Below are 21,099 nucleotides of genomic sequence, written 5' to 3' on the forward strand. Positions count from 1 at the left end.
CCAAATCCCTGGTGAATGGTTTCAGCGCTTGGAATACAAAAAACAACGTACAACTTCTCCTCTCCTTCGTTGGGCTGGCACTCAGGCACACTTTCTTCTGCACGCTCATTTGATGTCACCTATTCTTAGTGCGTGTCATATACTCTTTCGCAACACAGGTTTGACTCCGCGGCGGTGCGCCCCCGGAGCGAGATTTCCATATCCTTCCCAACTTAAAGACTAAGACTGTCATGAAAAAGACGAAAATTGTTTGTACTATCGGCCCGAAAACCGAATCCGAAGAGATGCTGAGCAAAATGCTGGATGCCGGCATGAACGTGATGCGTCTGAACTTCTCCCACGGCGACTATGCTGAACACGGTCAGCGTATCCAGAACTTGCGCAACGTGATGAGCAAGACCGGGAAAAAAGCGGCAATCCTGCTCGACACCAAAGGTCCTGAAATCCGCACCATCAAACTGGAAGGCGGTAACGACGTTTCCCTGAAAGCGGGCCAGACCTTCACCTTCACCACCGACAAATCCGTTGTAGGTAATAACGAAATCGTTGCCGTGACCTACGAAGGCTTCACCAGCGATCTGTCCGTTGGCAACACCGTGCTGGTGGATGACGGCCTGATCGGCATGGAAGTGACGGCGATCGAAGGTAACAAGGTTATCTGTAAAGTGCTGAACAACGGCGATCTGGGCGAAAACAAAGGCGTTAACCTGCCGGGTGTGTCCATTGCTCTGCCAGCGCTGGCTGAAAAAGACAAACAAGACCTGATCTTCGGCTGCGAACAAGGCGTGGACTTCGTTGCTGCCTCCTTTATCCGTAAACGTTCTGACGTGGTTGAGATCCGTGAGCACCTGAAAGCGCACGGCGGCGAGAACATTCAGATCATCTCCAAGATCGAAAACCAGGAAGGCCTGAACAACTTCGACGAAATCCTCGAAGCGTCTGACGGTATCATGGTAGCGCGTGGCGACCTGGGCGTTGAAATCCCGGTTGAAGAAGTGATCTTCGCGCAGAAGATGATGATCGAGAAATGTGTTCGCGCGCGTAAAGTGGTTATCACCGCAACGCAGATGCTGGACTCCATGATCAAAAACCCACGCCCTACCCGCGCTGAAGCAGGCGACGTAGCAAACGCCATCCTCGACGGTACCGATGCCGTTATGCTGTCTGGCGAATCTGCAAAAGGGAAATACCCTCTGGAAGCGGTCAGCATCATGGCGACCATCTGTGAGCGTACCGACCGCGTGATGAAAAGCCGTCTGGATTACAACAACGACAGCCGTAAACTGCGCATCACCGAAGCCGTGTGCCGTGGTGCGGTAGAAACCGCTGAGAAACTGGAAGCCCCACTGATTGTCGTGGCGACCCAGGGCGGTAAATCTGCGCGTGCCGTGCGTAAATACTTCCCGGATGCGACCATTCTGGCGCTGACCACCAACGAAACTACCGCGCGTCAGCTGGTGCTGAGCAAAGGTGTGATCCCACACCTGGTGAAAGAGATTGCCTCTACCGATGATTTCTATCGTCTGGGTAAAGAAGTGGCTCTGGAACTGGTTGATTGTGGCCTGGCCCAGAAAGGCGACGTGGTGGTTATGGTTTCTGGCGCGCTGGTTCCAAGCGGCACCACCAACACTGCATCTGTCCACGTGCTGTAATATTTCACGAACAAATTATTGTTTTGTTAAAAAGCGTCCTTCGGGGCGCTTTTTTTATTCCCGCCTTTAACCAGAACTATTCAAAAAGCAAATCGGGTTTTTCTATTTAATCGCGATTTATCTAAGATGAATCCGATGAAAAATGCCTTTTTTAACATAGCTTTTTCGTCAAAATTGCCGATTTCGTTGCTTCTTTGAGCGAACGATCAAAAATAGGCGTAATCCCATCAAAAAAATATTCTCAACCCAAAAAACTTTGTGTAATACTTGTAACGCTACATGGAGATTAACTCAATCTAGAGGGTATTAATAATGAATCGTACTAAACTGGTACTGGGCGCGGTAATCCTGGGTTCAACTCTGCTGGCAGGTTGCTCCAGCAACGCTAAAATCGATCAGCTGTCTTCTGACGTTCAGACTCTGAACGCTAAAGTTGACCAGCTGAGCAACGACGTGAACGCAATGCGTTCCGACGTTCAGGCTGCTAAAGACGACGCAGCTCGCGCTAACCAGCGTCTGGACAACCAGGCTACTAAATACCGTAAGTAATAGTACCTGTTAATAAAATGGCGCACATTGTGCGCCATTTTTTTTGCCTTCGTCAAACCTCTACTGAAGCGCTTTCTCTCCCTCGCCTTCCGCCACCGCCGCTGAGACACGACTGTTCTGTACCGACAGGACAGAATTGCTGGCTGAAGAACCACTGCCTGCTGACACGGCAACCGGGATCCCCGCTCTGCGCGCCAGGGCTTTATCGATAAGCGTTTTATCGCTACCTGATTCCGCTGCAAAGGCGGTAAACGCCGCCGAGTGCGTGAACGGCACCGTCTGTGGGTTTTCGCCCTCAGCCTGCGCCAGCGGCCTGTGCACTTCGATATAACGTTTGCCGTCCGGCTCGACGGAGAACTTCACCGGCTCATTGATGATCTGCACCCGCGTGCCGACGCGCACTTGCTCAAACAACGCTTTGATATCCGGCGCGTTCATCCGCATACAGCCCGAGCTGACCCGCAGCCCTACGCTGTCCGGCGCGCTGGTGCCGTGAATAAGATATTCCCCATTCCCGATGCCCAGACGCAACGCAAAGCGCCCCAGCGGGTTATTTGGCCCTGCGGGTACCACAGGCGGCAGTTTAATGCCCTGGGCCAGTGAGCGCGCTCTGATGCCCGCTGTGGGGGTCCATGTAGGATTAGGGATTTTCTGACTCACACGGGTGGTGCTGACCGGTGTTTCCAGCCCAAGCTGACCAATACCCAGCGGATAGACCTGCACGATATTTTCGCCTGGCGGATAGAAGTAAAGACGCAGCTCCGCCAGATTCACCACGATGCCCTCGCGCTCGGTGTCCGGCAGTAGCATCTGGGAAGGGATCGTAATGACCGTTCCTGGCGCAGGGTTCACCGGTGCAATGGTATTATTGGTTTCAAGGATCAGCTGTGCGGCGGTATTAAAGCGACGAGCGATAGACTGAAGTTTATTGTCACCTTCCTGAATGGTGTATGTCTGGTTTTGCCCAATCAGGCGGCTGCCTGCGGGCGGTAAAGGATAATCAACCGCCCAGGCTGAATTAACAGTACTGAGCGAACCAAGGAGTAATAAAGTTATTAGAGACGCGCGCTTCATGCTGAGATTCCTTATTCACTGACCAAACGTCAGAAAGCTGAAAAACCAGCGAGGTGGAAACCACCCCGCGAAACAGAATGAATGCTGTTCTGTCAGTTTAGCTAAGGATTGCGGCTTTGGCGCGTATGGCGCGGATCATCGCTTCGAGTCCCTGGGATCGGGACGGGGTGAGGTGCTGGGTTAAGGCCATTTTTTCAAACCACGGGCGAACGTCAAAGGCGACAATATCCTGCGCCGACATCTGGTGATAAAGAATAAATACGACGGCAATAAGCCCCTTCACAATGGCGGCATCGCTGTCACCCTGTAATTGAATTACGCCTTCATCCGTCTGTTGCATCAGGATCCAGACCTGGCTCTGGCAGCCCTGAATGATGTTGTCCGGGTTATGCGCCTCTTCGCTGAGCGGCGGCAGGCGCTGACCCAGTTCGATGATATAAAGGTATTTCTCTTCCCAGTTCGCGCAACGCCCAAAGTTGCGCAGCAATTTATCTCTGTCCGGCAAATCTGCCATCTCTCGCCTCTCCGTTAGCCAAGCAGCTGGTGAATACGTTTTAGTCCCGCCACCAGTCTGTCGACCTCTTCCGTTGTGTTGTACATCACCAGCGATGCGCGGCACATAGCCGGTACCTGATAATACGCCATCAGCGGCATCGCGCAGTGATGCCCGGTACGTACGGCGACGCCGTAATTATCAAGGAAACTGCCCACATCATAGGCGTGATGCTTACCGAGGTTGAAGGCTATCACACCCAGACGGTCAGCAGGGCCATATAAGGTCAGTTCCGGGACGCTGGCCAGCTCCTGCAAGGCATAATGCATCAGCAGCTGTTCGTACTCCTGAATCGCCGCCAGCCCCGTTTCAGAGACGTAGCTAATGGCCGCGCCCAGCCCGATGATCCCGCCCGTGTTGGGCGTACCCGCCTCGAAGCGCCAGGGCGCACGGGCGTAGGTTGTGCCGTCCGTCAGGCTGACGGTGGCGATCATTGACCCGCCCCCTTCCCACGGCGGCATGGTCTGGAGAATGTCCTCTTTCACATACAACACGCCGATGCCCGTCGGGCCATACAGCTTGTGCCCGGAGAAGACGTAGAAATCGCAGTCCAGAGCCTGAACGTCAACCGCATGGTGCATCACCGCCTGGGCGCCATCAATCAACACTTTCGCACCAACCTGATGGGCTTTGTCGACGATCAGCGCCACCGGATTTTCCGTCCCCAGCACGTTTGAAACGTGGGTCACCGCCACCAGCCGCGTTCTGTCGTCCAGCAGGGCGTCCAGCTTTTTCAGCTGGAGCGTGCCGTCTTCATTCAAGGGGATCACCCGCAGTTGCGCCCCCACACGCTCACAGAGCATCTGCCAGGGCACGATGTTGGCGTGGTGCTCCATCTGGGTGATGATGATGTTATCCCCCGCGTGCACCTGCGCATTGCCCCAGCTGTTAGCCACCAGGTTGATCCCTTCGGTGGTGCCGCGCACGAATACCAGCTCTTCCGGCGAACGCGCGTTGAGGAAGGCCGCAACCTGAGTGCGCACGTTTTCCATGCGCTGGGTCGCCTCGGCGCTCAGGGTGTGGATCCCGCGATGTACCGCCGCATAACCGTGGCGGTAAAACTCGGCTTCCGCATCCACCACCTGATTTGGTTTTTGCGCGCTGGCCGCACTGTCGAGATAGGCCAGCGGCAGACCGTTCACTTCGCGGGTCAGTACCGGAAAATCTGCCCGGACTTTCTCTACGGGAAATGTCATGCTTCGCCTCCAGGCAGCCGCTGACCGATACGGGCCAGCACCTGCTGTTTAAGTCCGCCATCGGGCAGCGCTTCCGTCAGCTCAGCCGCAAAGGCGTAAATAATCATCTTTTGCGCGGCCTGCTGGTCTATCCCGCGCGAGCGCAGGTAGAACATCTGCTCATCGTCAATACGCCCGACCGTCGCGCCGTGGCTGCATTTCACGTCGTCCGCATAGATTTCCAGCTGTGGTTTGGTGTCCACCTCTGCCAGACGTCCCAGCAAGAGGTTGTTGTTGGTCATCTGCCCGTCAGTTTTGATGGCGTGCTGCGCCACGTTGATCAGGCCGTTAAACACCGCACGTCCTTTGTCGCTGACGATGGTTTTGTGCAACTGACGGCTGTTGCAGTAGCCTTTGTTATGCTCAAGCCAGGTGCGCGTGTCGCACACTTCTGACTTCACCGGCATCGCCAGGCTGTTAATACGCAGCGTAGTGTTTTCACCGTTCAGCTGGGTGCTGGTATTGTGGCGCAGCACCGCGCCGCCAAGCAGGAAGCTGTGGCTGTACGCCGCGGCATCCTGGCCCAGCAGAATATCGTTGTGGGCGAAGTGGTGACTGAGCGGATTCTCAAACGCCAGCTTGATGTGGTGCAGCTGGGCATTGGCCGCCACGTTCATCGTCAGACGCGAACCGGTAAAATGACGGGTGTCGTTAAGGCTGACGTAATGCTCGATCACCGTCGCCTCCGCCCCTTCTGCCAGCTCAAGATGGTGGCGATAGTGGGCGGTGTTAATCTCATCACCCTCAACGCCCTGGGTGATATGCATCAGCAGCAGCGGTTTCGCCGGGCGCTGGTTACGCTTAACGCGAATATGGGTGACAGATTGCGACAGGCTCTCTGTCAGGTGCAGGAAGACTTCAGGCTGAACGGGCGCGTTCAGCGACTGACGTTCATCGTTAATGACGATATCGAACCCGCTCTCCTGCACGCTGTCGCTCAGCTCCGCACGGAACAGACCGTCGACAAACACCAGACGCACGGCATCCACGCTCAGCGCCAGCATGTCGCGCTGATCGGGGCTGACCTGCGCCAGACGGGTGACAAACTCGCCGTTCAGCAGGCCATCCAGCGGGGTATATTTCCAGTTCTCATGTTTACGCGTCGGTAAACCGAGACGCAGCATCTGCTGGAGATGGTGCTGAGCCTGTTCAGAGCGCGCTCCACCCTGCGCTTCAAACAGCCGGTGCCACTGCTGAAGTGCATTACTGCTGTTCGGTAAGCCAGCCATAACCCTGCTCCTCCAGTTGTTTAACCAGCGTAAAGTCACCGGATTTCACAATGCGTCCCTGGTAAAGCACGTGGACATAGTCCGGTTTGATGTAATCCAGAATTCGCTGATAGTGAGTCACGATGATAAATGAGCGGTTGCCGTCACGCAGGGAGTTCACCCCGTCGGCAACGATCTTCAGGGCATCGATATCCAGCCCTGAATCGGTCTCATCGAGAATGCACAGCGCCGGTTCCAGAACCGCCATTTGCAGAATATCGTTACGTTTCTTCTCACCGCCGGAGAAACCCACGTTTACCGAGCGGGTCAGCAGATCTTCCGGCATTTTCAGCAGCTTGATCTTCTCTTCCATCAGATCCTGGAAGTCAAAGCGATCCAGCGCCTCAAGGCCGCGATACTTGCGCACCGCGTTCAGCGCGGTTTGCAGGAAGAACTGGTTGCTGACGCCCGGAATTTCCACCGGATACTGGAAGGCCATAAAGATGCCCTCGCCGGCACGCTCTTCCGGCGACATCTCCAGCAGATCTTTGCCGTTAAACTCAACGGAGCCGCTGGTGACTTCATAATCTTCGCGTCCTGCCAGCGTCGCTGAAAGCGTACTTTTCCCGGAGCCGTTTGGCCCCATGATGGCGTGAACTTCACCCGGTTTGACGTCAAAATTGAGGCCACGCAGGATCTCTTTCTCTTCCACGCTAACCTGTAAATCTTTAATGCTTAACATGTGCTTTCCTTAACCGACGCTGTGTTCAAGACTAATGGCGAGGAGTTTCTGGGCTTCAACGGCAAATTCCAGCGGCAGTTCAGAGAACACGTCCTTACAGAAGCCGTTAACGATCATTGAAATCGCATCTTCTTCACTGATCCCGCGTTGCAGGCAGTAGAAAAGCTGATCTTCACCAATACGTGACGTAGTTGCCTCATGCTCAAGCTGGGCGCTGTTATTGCGGCATTCCACATACGGGAAGGTATGCGCCCCGCAGTCCGCGCCAATCAGCATGGAGTCGCACTGGGTGAAGTTACGCGCGTTGGTTGCCGTCGGCATGATTTTCACCAGCCCGCGATAGCTGTTCTGGCTGTGACCAGCAGAGATCCCTTTTGAGATGATGGTCGATTTGGTGTTTTTACCGATGTGGATCATCTTGGTGCCGGTATCGGCCTGCTGATGACCGCTGGTCAGCGCCACGGAGTAAAACTCACCGATGGAGTTGTCGCCGCGCAGAATACAGCTCGGGTATTTCCAGGTAATGGCGGAGCCGGTTTCTGACTGCGTCCAGGACATCTTGCTGTTTTCGCCTTCGCACAGCGCACGCTTGGTGACGAAGTTCAGAATACCACCTGTGTTGCCGTCGCCCGGGAACCAGTTCTGTACCGTAGAGTATTTCACTTCCGCGTCTTTATGGATGATCACCTCTACCACCGCCGCGTGCAGCTGGTAGCTGTCGCGCACAGGTGCCGAACAGCCTTCGATATAGCTGACGTAGCTGCCTTCATCAGCCACCAGGATGGTGCGTTCAAACTGACCGGTTTTTTCCGCATTGATGCGGAAATAGGTCGAGAGCTCCATCGGGCAGCGCACGCCTTTCGGCACGTAGATAAAAGTACCGTCTGACGCCACCGCCGCATTCAGTGCCGCGAAGAAGTTATCGTTACTCGGCACCACGGTACCAATATACTTTTTCACCAGCTCGGGGTGATCGTGAATGGCTTCACCAAAGGAACAGAAAATGATCCCCTGCTCCGCCAGTTTTTCACGGTAGGTGGTTGCCACCGAGACGGAGTCAAAAATGGCGTCTACCGCCACCTCTTTGCCTTCGCGCACGGGCACGCCGAGCTGATTAAACGCCTCTTCCACCTCTTTACTCAGGAAGCTGTTCTCCGCGCCGGTTTGCTGAACCGCGCCGGGTTGCGAGGCACAGGTATCATCACAGCTGCCGCAGGAGGGCGCGGAGTAGTAGCTATAATCCTGATAGTTCAGCTTATCGTAATGCGCTTTCAGCCAGTGGGGTTCTTCCATCTCCAGCCACGCGCGGAATGCGCTCAGGCGAAACTCCAGCATCCACTCCGGCTCGTTACGTTTCGCCGAAATGGCGCGCACGACCTCTTCGTTGATGCCTTTCGCCAGCTCATCGGTTTGCAGCTGCGTAAAGAAACCCTCTTTATAGTTGAGGTGTCCGCCGCTCCAGGTGTTTACATCACTCGTTGCTTCAGTATTACGAGACATAGTACCGCCTATACCCCAAAGCTTTCGCCGCAGCCGCATTCGTTCTGGGCTTTCGGGTTATGAAATTTGAATAACTGGTTTAAACCTTCCCGAACGTAGTCGACTTCGGTTCCATCGATAAACGGCATCGCCTGTAGCGCGACGTATAACTTTGCACCGTCGGTTTCAAAGACCAGATCGTCCTTTTCAGGTTCGGTTACGGTATCCAGCACGTAGCCAAATCCCGCGCAGCCAGTCTGCTTAACGCCTAAGCGTACGCCGAGGATGTCGGGATTTTTTGCCATCAGCTCATGAATATGCGCCGCCGCCGCGGGCGTCAGCGTTAAACCACGCCAGGCAAAATCGGCCGGATTGAAGGTTTCTGAATGCAGTTCCATAGGTCCACCTCATCTGATAAGCCACCAGGGCATAACACCATGTTAGTGATAACGATTATCACTTCAACCCCCTGCGAGCAGGGGCTTTGGGCTAAACCGCCCTTTTTGGCTACTTTCATTAAGCATAGACCCTGTGACGGGATGCGGATGGGATGGTTAGATTTGTTCAATGTATTGATAAATAATGCATTTCATAAGAAAGGCGGTAAGGTGACGGGCAATGATAAAAATTGTATTGGAAATACCTATTTTTGAGATAGCTATCTTCCAATAAGAAAGCTGACTCGAAAAGACAAAAAGGCCCTGACGGACCCCTTAACATCAGTGATGGAACGAAACGGCGAAACCCTGTTCACGCCAGTGGTCGAGCTGCTCCTGTTGACGAGGCGTAGGCGCTTTACCGGTCCAGACGAAGATTTTTTGCCCGGGGAAGAGTTCAGGACGTGGAGAATCAATCGGCTCAGCCAGCACGTCGATATGCCAGCCTTTGTAGGCAAGACGGGCCGCTTCCAGCCACAAATGCGTACGGTCGTCGCACTCCCACCCAATCAGCAGCGCATCCTTACCTGCTTTTTTTCGCGACTCACCCAGGCTTGCAACGGCAAACTCAATCAGGACACCGTCCAGCAGGCTCGCCATGTGACGCACCGTATTCTGGTCCTGGTTCATTCGCTGCCGCACAGGGGTGATGATGTTATCTATCAGAACATCCATCGCATGGTCACGGCGGAACTCGCCGATTTTGGCGCGCAGTTTTGCCGGACTGGCATAGCGCAGAACGGTTAACATCTCTTCCTGAAACGATGCCCAGTTTCCCTGAGTCATCACTTCTGTATTTTCAAGAAGCGCTTTTACTTTACCGACCGAAACACCCGTTTTCATCAGGCGTTTGATCTCTTCGATACGCAGGATATCTTCATCGTCAAACTGACGATGACCCCCTTCGCTTCGCTGCGGCTTCAACAATCCATAACGGCGCTGCCAGGCACGCAGCGTAACGGGGTTGATACCGCATCGTTCGGCCACTTCGCCGATACTGTAATAGGCCATTAACTCCCTCACGCACAATACTTCCATACCTAACCAAACCAACCTTATCAGATTGTACAAATCATTTGTATAACTAACTCCTCGTTCTGAGACAAGTGAATGGCTCAACGAACCACTCACTCGTTAATGTATTGTTGTATAAATTTAGCCGTACGTACAGGTCACTTTTAAGAGTTACGTACAGGTTTTTATAAATCGTACTTTTTCTCGGGCCAGGCAATCGCCGGTATGCCCCCCAGGCGCGGGCTGGCGAAAAGGTGTCCCTGGAACTGAGAAATCCCGGCAGATTCCAGCCACATCCACTCTTCAGCCAGCTCTACGCCTACCGCACAGAACAGAATTTCCAGGGAGGCGCAGCATTTAATAATTGACTGAATGATCGCCTGACGAGGGCCGCTCTTGTGCACGTTGGCAATCAAGTCACGGTTAATCTTGATTCTGTCCGGCTGAAACTGGGCCAGCAGTTGCAGACCGGCGAATCCCGCGCCAAAGTGATCGATGGCCACGCTGATCCCGGCGCTTTTAAGCTGTCTGACCGCGCTGGTGAACTCTTCGAAGCGCGAGATCGCCTCGCTCTCGGTGAACTCGACCACAATTTGCTCCGGCACAAAACCGTTCGCCTCAATTGCCGTCAGTAAAAAATCGACGGCGCCAGGAACATTGACCAGCGTCATCGGCAGCAGATTAATGGACAACGTTTGAGTCTGTAGGCCCAGTGCGCTGGCCATCGACAAAGCCACCTGTTTACTCTTCAGATCCGATTCGTACAGCGCCTCACGCGACAGGTTGGCAAAATAGCTTTCCGGGGACTCACCGGACGGCGTGCGGATCAGGGCTTCCCAGGAAACTACCTGCTGCATAAACGGATCGACGATAGGTTGAAATGCGAAACTACAGTCCGCGCCCTTTGCCACTACTGTCGGCTGGGAGGATAACGGCGTATTTTCGGTGACAAACTCCCAGGCGTCAGCCGGAGGCAGCTCAAAGTAGTTGGCTTTTTCAGTGGCCTCAACGAAGGTGCGGAAAAATTGCAGGGCGCGATCGTTATAGGTCAGCTGATAGCGCGTTGTGCCTTTATCGAGTACCTGTTGCAGCACTTCGTCGGTATCGTACTGACGAAGGTCAAAGAGCTCCATACCCACGTTGCCAAAACGTCTTGAAGGCCCGTGATCGCTTAACAATTCGACCACGTTGTGATGCCGTGGGTCACGGCAGATGAGCTCATAGATCTCCTTAACGTTATCAGCGGGCCCTTCAAGTAACTGAAAAAAGTGTGTGCCGTTAAACAGCAAAATCCCCGTCACATCGAACTGGCGATTTCTACAATTTGCAGCAGCGACCATGTCTTCCAGCGCTTTCACTGGAACGTCCTCGCAGATATGACTGCGGTAAATGATGGTTGTGAGCATGCTAATCCTGAAGATTGAGGGGGTGACCACGAAAACACGTGGGGAAAACTCTGTTATAGCACATTAATTGCCCAACAAATAATTTACATCTCAACGATTTACACGGCTTTTTTGCGTCATTTACGGGCTTGTACAACTCTGCGACGCCGCTTCGGATTGTACAATATATCTTGTGAATACCGCAGTAAATCGTATAAGAATAAGCAACTGATAAATAATGATTTTATAAAATATATTATAAAATGTTTAAAAAATTGTACATTTTAAATGTACAGATTTGAAAATTATGTATACCTTAAATGTAACGTTACTGATTACGAAAATTTACAGGAGCGAAACATGCAGCAGAACGGACACCTCGCAGACTCGGCAACAGCGATTGCGCAGTATTTCGAAAAAGCCGCGCTTCCAACCCAACAGGAAACATTGGGTCAGGTTGTTGTTGAAATCCTTAGCGACGGGCGAAATCTGAATCGCAAATCGCTCTGCACAAAACTGTTGAGTCGCCTTGAAAAGGCCAATGGCCCGGAAGAGGAACATCATTATCACATGCTTCTTGGCCTGCTCTTCGAACGTTAATGTCATGAACAGCAGTGATGCGGACAGACTAATCGACAAGCTTATTGGAGAAGCCGCTCTTTCACTTTTGAAGGAGCGCGGTCCGGTGACGACCGAGGGATTGGTTCAGCGTCTGCGTAACATGCAAGCATATGAAACGGATCCCCAGCGGCGGGAGACATTAGCGCGAGTTATAGCTGAAATCAGCTCTGGCACGGTCGCTTTTAAAGGTCGCAGAACCGCACAAGGACGAATACAGAGAGAGGGATCTCTCAAAAATAACCGAGACAATGTAGTGCCGTTATTTGGAAATGGAAAACCGTCCGATCCTAAAAAGATACATTGACTACAACTTTACAGCTACGGTGAGAACAAATGAGACAAAATATTCAGCTTCAACCCGAATACCACTCCGCCTTTTTAGATAGCGCGTTGTCGGAGTATTTCCGTCACGCAGGCGATCGCTTTGCTGAAGAGTCTGCCATTTTTTCGACTGCGGTTCGTTGTGTTCTTGCTTCCGAAGGTCATTTGACCAACAAAGCGATCATTCTCTGGCTAATCCAGACGCTGGAATCCACCGACGATGTCGTTAAGGCGGATGTGATCCGCAAGACGCTGGAAATTGTCGTCGGTTACACCATGGACGATCTTTAACGCCTCCCCCATCCCTACGGATAGCGTGTCATCGTCAATTCTGACGAACAGACTGACGATGACACACCCTCTCTCCTCTAACGCCCTGTTAATCAAGAACGCTGAATGTGGCATGGATCCTGCTTAGTCCGCTAAGGGACTGGGCTTTCCAGTAAACATTGCTTCATTTCTTAACAGGTCTGTTATTGATGAAAAAAATCGCCAGCGTCTGCCCCTACTGCGGTGCAGGCTGCAAACTAAACCTCGTCGTTAAAAATAACCGGATTATCCGTGCCGAAGCCGCTGATGGCGTAACCAATCAGGGCACGCTTTGCCTGAAAGGGTTCTACGGCTGGGACTTTCTTAACGACACACGGCTGCTTACCCCCCGTCTGACGCAGCCCATGATCCGCTACAGCAAAGGCGAGGCCTTTACCCCTGTTACCTGGGAAGAGGCCATTCGCTATACCGCTCACAGGCTTAAAAGCATCAAAGAACAGTATGGCCCTCGGTCCATTATGACTACGGGTTCCTCACGGGGAACGGGCAATGAGACCAACTATGTGATGCAAAAATTTGCCCGAGCGGTGCTGAATACTAACAACGTCGACTGCTGCGCCCGCGTCTGTCACGGTCCGTCCGTTGCCGGTTTACAGGAGACCCTCGGCAACGGCGCCATGAGCAATTCCATTAACGATATTGAAAACTCAAAATGCCTGCTGGTATTCGGCTATAACTGCGCCGACTCTCACCCCATCGTCGCCCGACGCGTGCTTAAAGCACGTGAAAATGGCGCTAAAATCATCGTCTGCGATCCGCGTCATATTGAAACGGCACGCATTGCCGATCTTCATCTTCAGCTAAAAAATGGCAGTAACATGGCGCTGGTCAATGCCTTTGGCTATGTCCTGCTGGAAGAGGAACTGTACGACAAAAACTACGTTGCCCGCTTTACCGAAGGGCTTGAGGCGTACCGGCTGACGGTAAAAGATTACGCACCCGAGCAGGTTGAACATCTGACGGGGATCCGCGCGCGGGATGTTCGTCAGGCAATGCGCATGTTCGCAGCGGCGCCTTCAGCAACGGTGATGTGGGGGATGGGCGTCACGCAGTTTGGTCAGGCGGTCGATGTGGTGAAAGGTCTCTCCAGCCTGGCGCTGCTGACCGGCAACCTGGGCCGCCCTGCCGTCGGCGTGGGTCCGGTTCGCGGGCAAAATAACGTTCAGGGTGCCTGCGATATGGGCGTTCTGCCCAATATGTTCCCCGGCTACCAGGACGTCACTGACCCGGCGGTCAGACTGAAATTTGCCGATGCGTGGAAAATCAATGTCAACCGGATGGACGATCGCGTCGGGACGCGTATCACCGAAGTGCCACATCTCGCGCTGGAAGGAAAGATCAAAGCGTATTACATCATGGGGGAAGATCCGCTTCAGACAGAAGCCGATCTGGGGCTGGTCCGCCGCGGCTTTGAGGCGCTCGATTTTGTGGTGGTTCAGGACATCTTTATGACCAAAACGGCAGAGGTGGCTGACGTGCTGCTCCCTGCCACCTCATGGGGAGAGCACGCCGGCGTGTTCACCTGTGCCGATCGCGGCTTCCAGCGTTTCGGCAAAGCCATTGAGGCCAGCGGCAACGTGAAGCGCGACTGGGAGATCATCAGCCTGCTGGCCACGGAGATGGGTTATCCCATGCATTACGAGGATAACCAGCAGATCTGGGACGAAATGCGCGAGCTGTGCCCCCTCTTCTACGGCGTGACCTACGAAAAAATGGGCGAGATGGGCCATGTGCAGTGGCCTTGCCCATCCCTCGATCATCCCGGCACCCCCTACCTGTACAAGGATAACCAGTTCGACACCCCTACTGGCAAAGGACAGCTATTTGCCGCCCCCTGGCGCGCCCCGGCGGAGACACCGGATGCGGATTACCCGCTGGTACTGTGCACGGTGCGCGAAGTGGGTCACTACTCCTGTCGCTCAATGACCGGGAACTGCGCGGCGCTGCAAAGCCTGGCCGACGAGCCGGGCCGGGTGCAAATGAACCCGGCCGATGCGGATGAACGGGGGATTGCCGAGGGCCAGCTGGTCTGGGTACGTTCACGCCGGGGTAAAGTGATCACGCGCGCCAGCATCAGCGAGCGCATCAATGCGGGAGCAATCTATATGACCTACCAGTGGTGGATTGGCGCCTGTAATGAGCTGACGCAGGATAATCTCGACCCGATATCCAGAACGCCGGAAACGAAGTATTGCGCCGTGCAGCTGGAGGCGATCGAGGACCAGCGCTGGGCGGAGGATTTTGCGGCTTCCGCATACCAGACCATGAAGACGCGGTTGATCGCTGCGGTTAACGTTTAAATGCATTGCCGGGTGGCGGCTATCGCTGCCCGGCCCGCTATCCGCTGCTGTTTTACGTTATCTGTTGTGCATAATTATTTTCCAGGTAATCGCGAAGCAGGTTCGGACGGCTCTTTTTCTCCATCAGCCTTCTCAATAGTACGATCAGCTCGTAATCGCTTCGCAGATTAAATTTCTGCATCATCATATATTTATGGGTAAAGACCGTTTTTTCGCTCATCTTCAACGCGTTCGCGGTCTGCACCACCGACAGCCCCCGGTAAAAATTGACCATAATACGAATCTGTTGCCGGGATAAACCTTTATGCTGGCAGTCGAAACAGGTCTTTTTATTCAACGTGTAACCTGGTAATTGCGTCCTGAACCACGCGATAAACAGAACGCCGCTAATACGGTCAAGCGACGCCCGGCGCGGGAGAAAAATGATGTCCTGAAAGCAGGAAGGCAGCGCCGAAAAGCGCAGCTCATCGTCGACGAGACCTATCACAATTCCTTTTTGCCGGGCCAGTAACTCCGGAAAACAGGTCAGCGTTTCCCCCTGACATAATGAAAGAACAATAATATCGGCCTGGCTGACGTTTTCATTGGTCAACGCCAGCTGAAATGTAATGGAGCGATGAAAGTTATGCTTAAAAAAATCGTCGAAAAAGCTCTGTAGCCCAGCCTGAAAAAACAGATCCGTTTCCTGAATCAGAATATTTAACATAGTTCACACCAACGTCTTTAAAAAAGGCTTATCACCGGCATTTAGTTGTACTGCATCGTCATCACCACAACCGCACTGATGCTCCCCGGCGTGGCGCCTCCCGGCATAGATTTTACCGAGGCCAGCATAGCCATTGTCGCGGTTCTGTCCGCGGCAATGGTCTGGGTCATACTGGTGCCTGTTCCTTTAAGCGCGCCGGTTTGGGCATCGCGCATGGCTATCGCCACATGCGTGGCCGAACCGCTGTTCATAAAATAGTCCGCACCCGCCTCGGGATCGGGGCTGCCGGTGAAAGCGACGGTCACACTCTGCGTTCCGGTTGGGCACTGGGTAAACAGCAGACTGAAAGGCACCGGATCCGATGTTGAGCCCGGCGTCGCCATATTGGTTGCCTGAATATTGCCCAGGTTGACATCAAGGCTGTTGCTGCCGCCATTAAATATGCACGGCGACGCAACGATATTTCCCGTCACACCGATGTTGACGCTATCAGCGGAGCATACCTTCCCGCTGAGTAAGGCAAGTAACAGCAGTGTCCTGCATCTTATTTTCATCTTCTTACCTGCTACTGGTAGGTCACATTAAGGGTGGCGGAGGCATTCGCTGAACCTGACTCCACGCGGGTTAACGTCTGGTAATATCGGGCCGTTAATGGCAACGTCTCTTGCCCCCCGGCAGACTGCCGCAAGAATAGTCGGCTGTTCATCACCAGCGGTGCACCGTTATAGATAAGCTGCACCCCCACCCCTTTCGCAGTGCCGGCATTTCCCTGCCCGGTTAAGGCCATCACGCTGGTATTGGCGCTGTCCGGGTTCTGTATTCCACTGAGCGAGACCGTAATATTGGTTCCGGCGGCGCAGGTCAGGCCCAGGTTTTGCGTGTTCTGTGCTCCCGCTGGCGTAGTGCCCACCGTGGAGCCGAACGCCGAAGCGGGAATATCCCCTATCGGAAACGTCAGCTGGGCCGTATTCACCGTGCACGCCAGAGCATTGATGGTGCCGGAGGTGAGCTGCGTGGTCAGACCGTCACGGTAGAGGCCATCGCTTCCCTGAAGCGTCACGACGCCGATCGTCCCGGGGGTTAATACCCCCGATGAGACCGGGCCCGTCACCACCAGCTCAATCCTCCCGCCGTACCAGTCCACATAGGAGGTCTGCGCATTGTACGAGAACGTATTGCTCGGGTTTTCAAAATAGCCGTTGGAAGAAAAGCGTATCCCTATCCCGCTGACGTTCGTGTTGTAAACATGGTTGCCGTAGCTGCTCAACGTGGCGCCGTTGTAGCGCAGGCTGAATCCCAGCATCAGCGGATTAGTACACCCGGTAAGATAGGAGCCTGTGGCTGACGCCGCGCCAGAAAATACCACCGTGCCGACAGGCGCATCGCGCTGCACGTTGATCGTCCCCACGGACAGGGTTGAAAGCTGCGGGGTGATGGTGGTGCAGGTACCGGCACGAGCCATATTTGCCGCCGCGAGCAAACAGAGCAGCAGCATCGCGTTAAGACATTTCATGTTAGCGTTCCTGACGGCAGGTGGCGCGCATATCAGCGATCCCACCGTACGTTGAGTGATTCGGCAGCGTGAAATCAGCGCGGCATCGCTGACTGGATTGACTTCCCCATGTAGCGACTAACGTTCCCTGCTCGCGCATCCCGGTTAAATAGACCTGACCGCGATCGCCGACAATAAAACTGCCGCTGTCATCACCTACAAGGGTGACCACCGCCCCAAACGGAACGGCGCGGTCGTTGTCGATCAAGGTCATCAGCACCCGGCGACCTGACTTCGGCAGATAATCGGCTCTCACCACCGCTCCCCGCGTCGGCGTCACCGTGCGAGTGTTGATCTCCAGCTCGACATCGTCCGGCATCGTTTCCGGGTCGAGGGTGAGATCGTTTTTCCGGTAGACAGAAAGGTTGCTCACGACCGTATATCCGCGAAAATCTGTCCGTACACCGGGCTGATTGCGGATATCCACGTCGTGGGCGCCAGGGGCTTTGATTAAGACGCTGGTCTCCCCCAGCGGCTGGGAAAGCGTGATGCCATCAGCATGGGCGAGAATGCCGCCTTGCAGCCCGTAATTCAGGCGTTCACTGTTTTTGTCATAACCATAACCTGCCGTGACTTCGCCATAGGCGCCTTTGTAGTCCGCGTTAACATTGCCGGTATAGCCCACGCCCTCTGTGCCGTATCCCTGCTGTACGTTCCAGCTCAGGGCACGGTTCTCGAGCGCTACCCCGTTCAGGCCGACGTTATGCGTCGTCCCGTTATTCCCGCTGGCGTTCATGCCATAGTTAGCCCATGTCTGCGACAAAAATTTATCCAGCGGAATGCTGACGTTGAACGCCAGAAGCTGGTCATGGTCAGCGTTTTTTTGGCTGTCGCGGGTTTCTGACGCTGAGCGGACATTTTTGCTGTAAGTCCATGTCAGGCCATAGCTGATGTTGTGCCAGTAGTTGCTATAGCCGACGCTCCACGAAGCCATCGACTTACCGTCATTCCAGTAATCTTCCCGCGCCGCACTGAGGGTAAGCGCGCCCAGGTTGTCCCCCAGCGTCTGGCTCATCGTCAGCTCGGCACGGTTACGTCGCCTGTCCTGAAGCGCGCTGCTGTCGCCGTACGAATCGAGGACGTCCTGCATCCCGTAATAGCCGCGGGTCGAGTAGCGATACCCGGCAATCGAAAAGTTGGTCCCGGTATTGATAAAATTCTTGCTGTATCGGGCCCGCCACGACTGACCGTTTGTTTTCGCGGCATGCTCCGGCGTTGACCAGCCCTGAGTGACGTCTGCGGATACAGCCCCGAGATCGCCCATATTCTTGCCCACCCCCAGAGCCGCCGACTGGTACTTATCTGCCCCCTGGACGCCGCCATAGAGCGTAATACCGTGAGGGAGGCCGTAAATTCCGGTCAATTGCCCGAAGGGGGTTTTCTCCACGCTACGGTTATACGAGCGATACTGCCCGGCGGTAAGGGCATATTTCAGGCGCCCCTCCCGTTGCAGGACCGGCAGCGAAGCGTACGGCAGGGTGAAATGTTGCTCACTACCATCAGCTTCGACGATCGTGACATCAAGATCGCCCGCGCCGCCGGTGGGATACATATCCGCGATCTCAAACGCGCCCGGTGCCACATAGCTTTGGTAGATTTGATAGCCATTCTGACGCACCACGACCTGCGCGTTAGTTCGCGCAATACCGCGCACCACCGGCGCATAGCCTTTCAGGGAATCCGGCAGCATATCGTCGTCGGACGCCAGCTGGACGCCGCGAAACGGCATGCTGTCAAAGACATCGGCAGGCGCGGAACTGTCTCCGAGCGTAAGCTGGGCTTGCAGGGGAATAATCGCGCGCTGCATCAAGGTATATACGTTGTCCCACTTATCCTGGCCGGACGCATCGCGGGACCAGGTGGTGTAGTTGCGTAACCGCCAGGGACCGACGTTGATCCCCGGCCGCAGGTTTGCATACTGGCTGTCGCTGCGGGTGCCTGCCCCGCTTCTTGCCCGGCTGTTTGCCCCGCTCAGGCTGTAGTTGAGCATGGCCGCGGTAATGCCTTCATCCCACATATCCGGCGGAACGTAACCTCTCGCTGGCAGGTCTATAGCCGCCTGTGGAATGCTAATCGCCAGACGCTGGGCGCCAAACTGAAAATCCGCGCTGGCCTGTGGAATCGCCCTGAGATCGGCGCATTCACTTTCCCCGGCGGCGAGCTGCGGGAAAAGCGCCGTTTTCACGCCCCACGCTTTTAACTGCCCGATACTCAGGCACGGCTGCAACGTTTCACTGCCGTTAGCATCCTTCACTGCCATAAAACGAATATCCCGCGTTTCCAGCAGCCGATCGTCAAGAATAATATCAACGTGGTATGTCCCGGGCGCCTGCGAGCCGGATTCAAAGGCAGATAAATCCGCTTTTCCCATTCCGGGATTATCCAGCTCTACCAGTTCCGTATTAAACGTCTCACTGGCATACAGTGTGGGAGAGACACCAGCAAGCGCGAGGGCAATAAATATTGCCAGGCGCGCAGGCTGCATTGTATTCAATGCCGTTGTCATGACGAACACCTGATTAACGCGTAAGGATCACAAACTGGCCCGGTGTAATTCGCCAGGGCTGCCATAATCGTTAATGACTTTAAACGTCAGCGTATTGCCACTGGTTCCGTTCGGTAACGGAAAACGGGCTGTGCCTGAAGGCATCACGTACGTGACATCGTCAAGTTTCTTATTACCCAACGTAATTTCATTGAAATTGATAACGTACGGCGTAGGGTTATTAACCTGAAGGGTATTTCCCGCACGACGCCAGGTTAATTTATTGGCTTGCTCCTCGGGGGTAGACGCACGAAGAGTCTCTGGTCGATAAATTAATTTGATGCGCGTTTTGACGGCAATTTGCAGCGAGTTCATCTGCTTTGAGGCTGAAGGAATAGCTTTAATGTTCAGCCAGAATAAACTCTCCTGCCCCTGAGGCAGTGAGCCGGTCATGACAATACGCTCAAGGTTTTTTTGCCCGCCGTCCAGCCGATACAGTGGTGGCGTAATAATAAAAGGCGCTTTACCCGATTGTTCATCCTGAACATCTATCCACGACTGGATTAAATAAGGAACGTTATCAGGATTAGTAATACCTATTGACGCCTCTTTTTTAGTCCCATCAAAAATAATACGGGTGCCGCCAATAATTACTCCTGCACTGACGGATGTTAACGTCAGCGGTAACAGCGCCATAGCCAGGCCCGTTGTCGTGATAAAACGCATTTTTTTTTACCTCATAAAACAAGGGGCCGGGCGGCCCCCCGCCAATTACTGCCATTGACTTAGTTGTACACCACTGAGAAGTTTGCGACCGAGTTAGCCGGGCCCGCGGTCACGGATGCCGCGGTGGAGATATACTGCGCGTAGAAGTTCAGCGTATTATCAGCCGTACTGCTGAGCGGGTAAATATAGCTGTTGCTGCCGTGCAGCGGCAGATCGGCTTTATCTGCCGTCATCAGGTTAATCGCCACCCCGGTGGCCGCCCCCGCCACGGACGTATCAATCGCCAGCAGGCTAGCGTTGGTTAAATCCGGCGTGCCGTCAAAACGGACTTTTGCATTGGTGACCGTTACCGGACAGTTTTTCAAAATAATATTGAATTGCGTCGCAGCCGTTCTCGCCCCGGTTGTCGGGAATTCCGTTTTATAATAATCGCCTAATACCACCACCTGATTCTGGGATGCCACATCAACGTCGCAGGCAGAATCCAGAATATTCCCGTTAAAATTAACGGTACCGGCCGCTGCGAATGCATTGGTCATGGTGAGTACAGAACCTGCCGCTAACATTGCCATCATCAATTTTGTATTCATAATTTTATATCCCGTATTACTTTATTTATTACCGACATTCAGTTGCAGAAACAAAAGACCTTCCGACGAGTCAAAATTTATACAACTCTTTTTCCGCATACAATCAATTTTGAGGTCTAGCTGTAGACCCTTTTTTAACA

21 protein-coding genes are annotated in these 21,099 nt (G+C 54.0%); 6 read left to right on the forward strand and 15 right to left on the reverse strand.

The window, feature by feature from the left end:
- Positions 1 to 230: 230 nt before the first annotated feature.
- Positions 231 to 1,652 carry a pyruvate kinase PykF gene (pykF, locus tag SK58_RS14535; protein ID WP_003857687.1) on the forward strand — a complete coding sequence of 474 codons (1,422 nt, stop codon included), beginning with the start codon at positions 231 to 233 and terminating at the stop codon, positions 1,650 to 1,652.
- Between the two features lie 312 nt (positions 1,653 to 1,964).
- On the forward strand, positions 1,965 to 2,201 hold the full coding sequence (lpp, locus tag SK58_RS14540) for a murein lipoprotein Lpp (RefSeq protein ID WP_001082307.1): 237 nt from the start codon (positions 1,965 to 1,967) through the stop codon (positions 2,199 to 2,201).
- Between the two features lie 60 nt (positions 2,202 to 2,261).
- Here lpp and SK58_RS14545 read toward each other — a convergent pair whose 3' ends face one another.
- The 9 genes from SK58_RS14545 to SK58_RS14585 form a co-directional block, all read right to left on the reverse strand.
- Positions 2,262 to 3,275 carry a L,D-transpeptidase LdtE gene (locus tag SK58_RS14545; RefSeq protein WP_032653324.1) on the reverse strand — a complete coding sequence of 338 codons (1,014 nt, stop codon included), beginning with the start codon at positions 3,273 to 3,275 and terminating at the stop codon, positions 2,262 to 2,264.
- 97 nt (positions 3,276 to 3,372) lie between these two features.
- Positions 3,373 to 3,789, reverse strand: coding sequence for a cysteine desulfuration protein SufE (gene sufE, locus SK58_RS14550; RefSeq protein ID WP_015570705.1), 417 nt, complete (start codon positions 3,787 to 3,789; stop codon positions 3,373 to 3,375).
- A 14-nt stretch (positions 3,790 to 3,803) separates the two neighbouring features.
- Positions 3,804 to 5,024, reverse strand: coding sequence for a cysteine desulfurase SufS (gene sufS, locus SK58_RS14555; protein WP_032653322.1), 1,221 nt, complete (start codon positions 5,022 to 5,024; stop codon positions 3,804 to 3,806).
- Entirely contained in the window at positions 5,021 to 6,292 is a 1,272-nt protein-coding gene (gene sufD, locus SK58_RS14560) for a Fe-S cluster assembly protein SufD (protein ID WP_015570707.1), read from the reverse strand. The genes sufS and sufD overlap by 4 nt, the downstream gene beginning before the upstream one ends.
- The gene (gene sufC / locus SK58_RS14565) at positions 6,267 to 7,013 is read right to left on the reverse strand and encodes a Fe-S cluster assembly ATPase SufC (protein WP_003857736.1); all 747 of its coding nucleotides are present in this window, start codon (positions 7,011 to 7,013) and stop codon (positions 6,267 to 6,269) included. The genes sufD and sufC overlap by 26 nt, the downstream gene beginning before the upstream one ends.
- Before the next feature lie 9 nt (positions 7,014 to 7,022).
- Positions 7,023 to 8,513: a Fe-S cluster assembly protein SufB gene (sufB, locus tag SK58_RS14570; RefSeq protein WP_003857739.1), complete on the reverse strand. Its 1,491-nt coding sequence runs from the start codon at positions 8,511 to 8,513 to the stop codon at positions 7,023 to 7,025.
- An 8-nt stretch (positions 8,514 to 8,521) separates the two neighbouring features.
- Positions 8,522 to 8,890: a Fe-S cluster assembly scaffold SufA gene (gene sufA / locus SK58_RS14575; protein WP_048220152.1), complete on the reverse strand. Its 369-nt coding sequence runs from the start codon at positions 8,888 to 8,890 to the stop codon at positions 8,522 to 8,524.
- Positions 8,891 to 9,211: 321 nt separating this feature from the next.
- A complete protein-coding gene (locus SK58_RS14580) occupies positions 9,212 to 9,940 on the reverse strand; it encodes a MerR family transcriptional regulator (RefSeq protein ID WP_015570709.1) in 729 nt (242 codons plus the stop codon).
- Positions 9,941 to 10,128: 188 nt separating this feature from the next.
- Positions 10,129 to 11,349: a diguanylate phosphodiesterase gene (locus SK58_RS14585; protein WP_015570710.1), complete on the reverse strand. Its 1,221-nt coding sequence runs from the start codon at positions 11,347 to 11,349 to the stop codon at positions 10,129 to 10,131.
- 339 nt (positions 11,350 to 11,688) lie between these two features.
- On the opposite strand from SK58_RS14585, the gene ycgZ reads away from it, so the two are divergent.
- From ycgZ to fdhF, 4 genes are all read left to right on the forward strand, one after another.
- Entirely contained in the window at positions 11,689 to 11,928 is a 240-nt protein-coding gene (gene ycgZ, locus SK58_RS14590; protein ID WP_017384632.1) for a regulatory protein YcgZ, read from the forward strand.
- Between the two features lie 4 nt (positions 11,929 to 11,932).
- The gene (locus SK58_RS22420; RefSeq protein ID WP_032648090.1) at positions 11,933 to 12,253 is read left to right on the forward strand and encodes a hypothetical protein; all 321 of its coding nucleotides are present in this window, start codon (positions 11,933 to 11,935) and stop codon (positions 12,251 to 12,253) included.
- A gap of 29 nt (positions 12,254 to 12,282) precedes the next feature.
- On the forward strand, positions 12,283 to 12,561 hold the full coding sequence (locus SK58_RS14595; RefSeq protein ID WP_003857748.1) for a biofilm/acid-resistance regulator YmgB/AriR: 279 nt from the start codon (positions 12,283 to 12,285) through the stop codon (positions 12,559 to 12,561).
- Positions 12,562 to 12,749: 188 nt separating this feature from the next.
- Entirely contained in the window at positions 12,750 to 14,900 is a 2,151-nt protein-coding gene (gene fdhF / locus SK58_RS14600; protein WP_023303541.1) for a formate dehydrogenase subunit alpha, read from the forward strand.
- A 52-nt stretch (positions 14,901 to 14,952) separates the two neighbouring features.
- On the opposite strand, the gene SK58_RS14605 is transcribed toward fdhF, so the two are convergent.
- From SK58_RS14605 to SK58_RS14630, 6 genes are read right to left on the reverse strand one after another with little or no spacing between them, the layout of a single operon-like run.
- Positions 14,953 to 15,606, reverse strand: coding sequence for a helix-turn-helix transcriptional regulator (locus SK58_RS14605; protein ID WP_023303540.1), 654 nt, complete (start codon positions 15,604 to 15,606; stop codon positions 14,953 to 14,955).
- A gap of 41 nt (positions 15,607 to 15,647) precedes the next feature.
- Positions 15,648 to 16,160: a fimbrial protein gene (locus tag SK58_RS14610; RefSeq protein WP_023303539.1), complete on the reverse strand. Its 513-nt coding sequence runs from the start codon at positions 16,158 to 16,160 to the stop codon at positions 15,648 to 15,650.
- Between the two features lie 11 nt (positions 16,161 to 16,171).
- A complete protein-coding gene (locus tag SK58_RS14615; protein WP_032670066.1) occupies positions 16,172 to 17,119 on the reverse strand; it encodes a fimbrial protein in 948 nt (315 codons plus the stop codon).
- Between the two features lies 1 nt (position 17,120).
- A complete protein-coding gene (locus SK58_RS14620) occupies positions 17,121 to 19,664 on the reverse strand; it encodes a fimbria/pilus outer membrane usher protein (RefSeq protein WP_048220154.1) in 2,544 nt (847 codons plus the stop codon).
- 27 nt (positions 19,665 to 19,691) lie between these two features.
- A complete protein-coding gene (locus SK58_RS14625) occupies positions 19,692 to 20,369 on the reverse strand; it encodes a fimbrial biogenesis chaperone (RefSeq protein WP_023303536.1) in 678 nt (225 codons plus the stop codon).
- Between the two features lie 59 nt (positions 20,370 to 20,428).
- Positions 20,429 to 20,959, reverse strand: coding sequence for a fimbrial protein (locus SK58_RS14630; protein WP_015570717.1), 531 nt, complete (start codon positions 20,957 to 20,959; stop codon positions 20,429 to 20,431).
- Between the last annotated feature and the right edge of the window lie 140 nt (positions 20,960 to 21,099).

Source organism: Enterobacter sp. BIDMC93, from assembly GCF_001037805.1.
Lineage (GTDB): Bacteria > Pseudomonadota > Gammaproteobacteria > Enterobacterales > Enterobacteriaceae > Enterobacter > Enterobacter hormaechei_C.

What these genes read in the sequence shown, in the direction of transcription:
- SK58_RS14625 (WP_023303536.1), bottom strand. Translation starts at nt 20,369, where the DNA reads ATGCGTTTTATCACGACAACGGGCCTGGCTATGGCGCTGTTACCGCTG.
- SK58_RS14585 (WP_015570710.1), bottom strand. Translation starts at nt 11,349, where the DNA reads ATGCTCACAACCATCATTTACCGCAGTCATATCTGCGAGGACGTTCCA.
- SK58_RS14615 (WP_032670066.1), bottom strand. Translation starts at nt 17,119, where the DNA reads ATGAAATGTCTTAACGCGATGCTGCTGCTCTGTTTGCTCGCGGCGGCA.
- SK58_RS14610 (WP_023303539.1), bottom strand. Translation starts at nt 16,160, where the DNA reads ATGAAAATAAGATGCAGGACACTGCTGTTACTTGCCTTACTCAGCGGG.
- pykF (WP_003857687.1), top strand. Translation starts at nt 231, where the DNA reads ATGAAAAAGACGAAAATTGTTTGTACTATCGGCCCGAAAACCGAATCC.
- SK58_RS14630 (WP_015570717.1), bottom strand. Translation starts at nt 20,959, where the DNA reads ATGAATACAAAATTGATGATGGCAATGTTAGCGGCAGGTTCTGTACTC.
- SK58_RS14595 (WP_003857748.1), top strand. Translation starts at nt 12,283, where the DNA reads ATGAGACAAAATATTCAGCTTCAACCCGAATACCACTCCGCCTTTTTA.
- sufA (WP_048220152.1), bottom strand. Translation starts at nt 8,890, where the DNA reads ATGGAACTGCATTCAGAAACCTTCAATCCGGCCGATTTTGCCTGGCGT.
- sufB (WP_003857739.1), bottom strand. Translation starts at nt 8,513, where the DNA reads ATGTCTCGTAATACTGAAGCAACGAGTGATGTAAACACCTGGAGCGGC.
- sufD (WP_015570707.1), bottom strand. Translation starts at nt 6,292, where the DNA reads ATGGCTGGCTTACCGAACAGCAGTAATGCACTTCAGCAGTGGCACCGG.
- sufE (WP_015570705.1), bottom strand. Translation starts at nt 3,789, where the DNA reads ATGGCAGATTTGCCGGACAGAGATAAATTGCTGCGCAACTTTGGGCGT.
- SK58_RS14605 (WP_023303540.1), bottom strand. Translation starts at nt 15,606, where the DNA reads ATGTTAAATATTCTGATTCAGGAAACGGATCTGTTTTTTCAGGCTGGG.
- ycgZ (WP_017384632.1), top strand. Translation starts at nt 11,689, where the DNA reads ATGCAGCAGAACGGACACCTCGCAGACTCGGCAACAGCGATTGCGCAG.
- sufS (WP_032653322.1), bottom strand. Translation starts at nt 5,024, where the DNA reads ATGACATTTCCCGTAGAGAAAGTCCGGGCAGATTTTCCGGTACTGACC.
- SK58_RS14580 (WP_015570709.1), bottom strand. Translation starts at nt 9,940, where the DNA reads ATGGCCTATTACAGTATCGGCGAAGTGGCCGAACGATGCGGTATCAAC.
- SK58_RS14545 (WP_032653324.1), bottom strand. Translation starts at nt 3,275, where the DNA reads ATGAAGCGCGCGTCTCTAATAACTTTATTACTCCTTGGTTCGCTCAGT.
- SK58_RS22420 (WP_032648090.1), top strand. Translation starts at nt 11,933, where the DNA reads ATGAACAGCAGTGATGCGGACAGACTAATCGACAAGCTTATTGGAGAA.
- sufC (WP_003857736.1), bottom strand. Translation starts at nt 7,013, where the DNA reads ATGTTAAGCATTAAAGATTTACAGGTTAGCGTGGAAGAGAAAGAGATC.
- SK58_RS14620 (WP_048220154.1), bottom strand. Translation starts at nt 19,664, where the DNA reads ATGACAACGGCATTGAATACAATGCAGCCTGCGCGCCTGGCAATATTT.
- fdhF (WP_023303541.1), top strand. Translation starts at nt 12,750, where the DNA reads ATGAAAAAAATCGCCAGCGTCTGCCCCTACTGCGGTGCAGGCTGCAAA.
- lpp (WP_001082307.1), top strand. Translation starts at nt 1,965, where the DNA reads ATGAATCGTACTAAACTGGTACTGGGCGCGGTAATCCTGGGTTCAACT.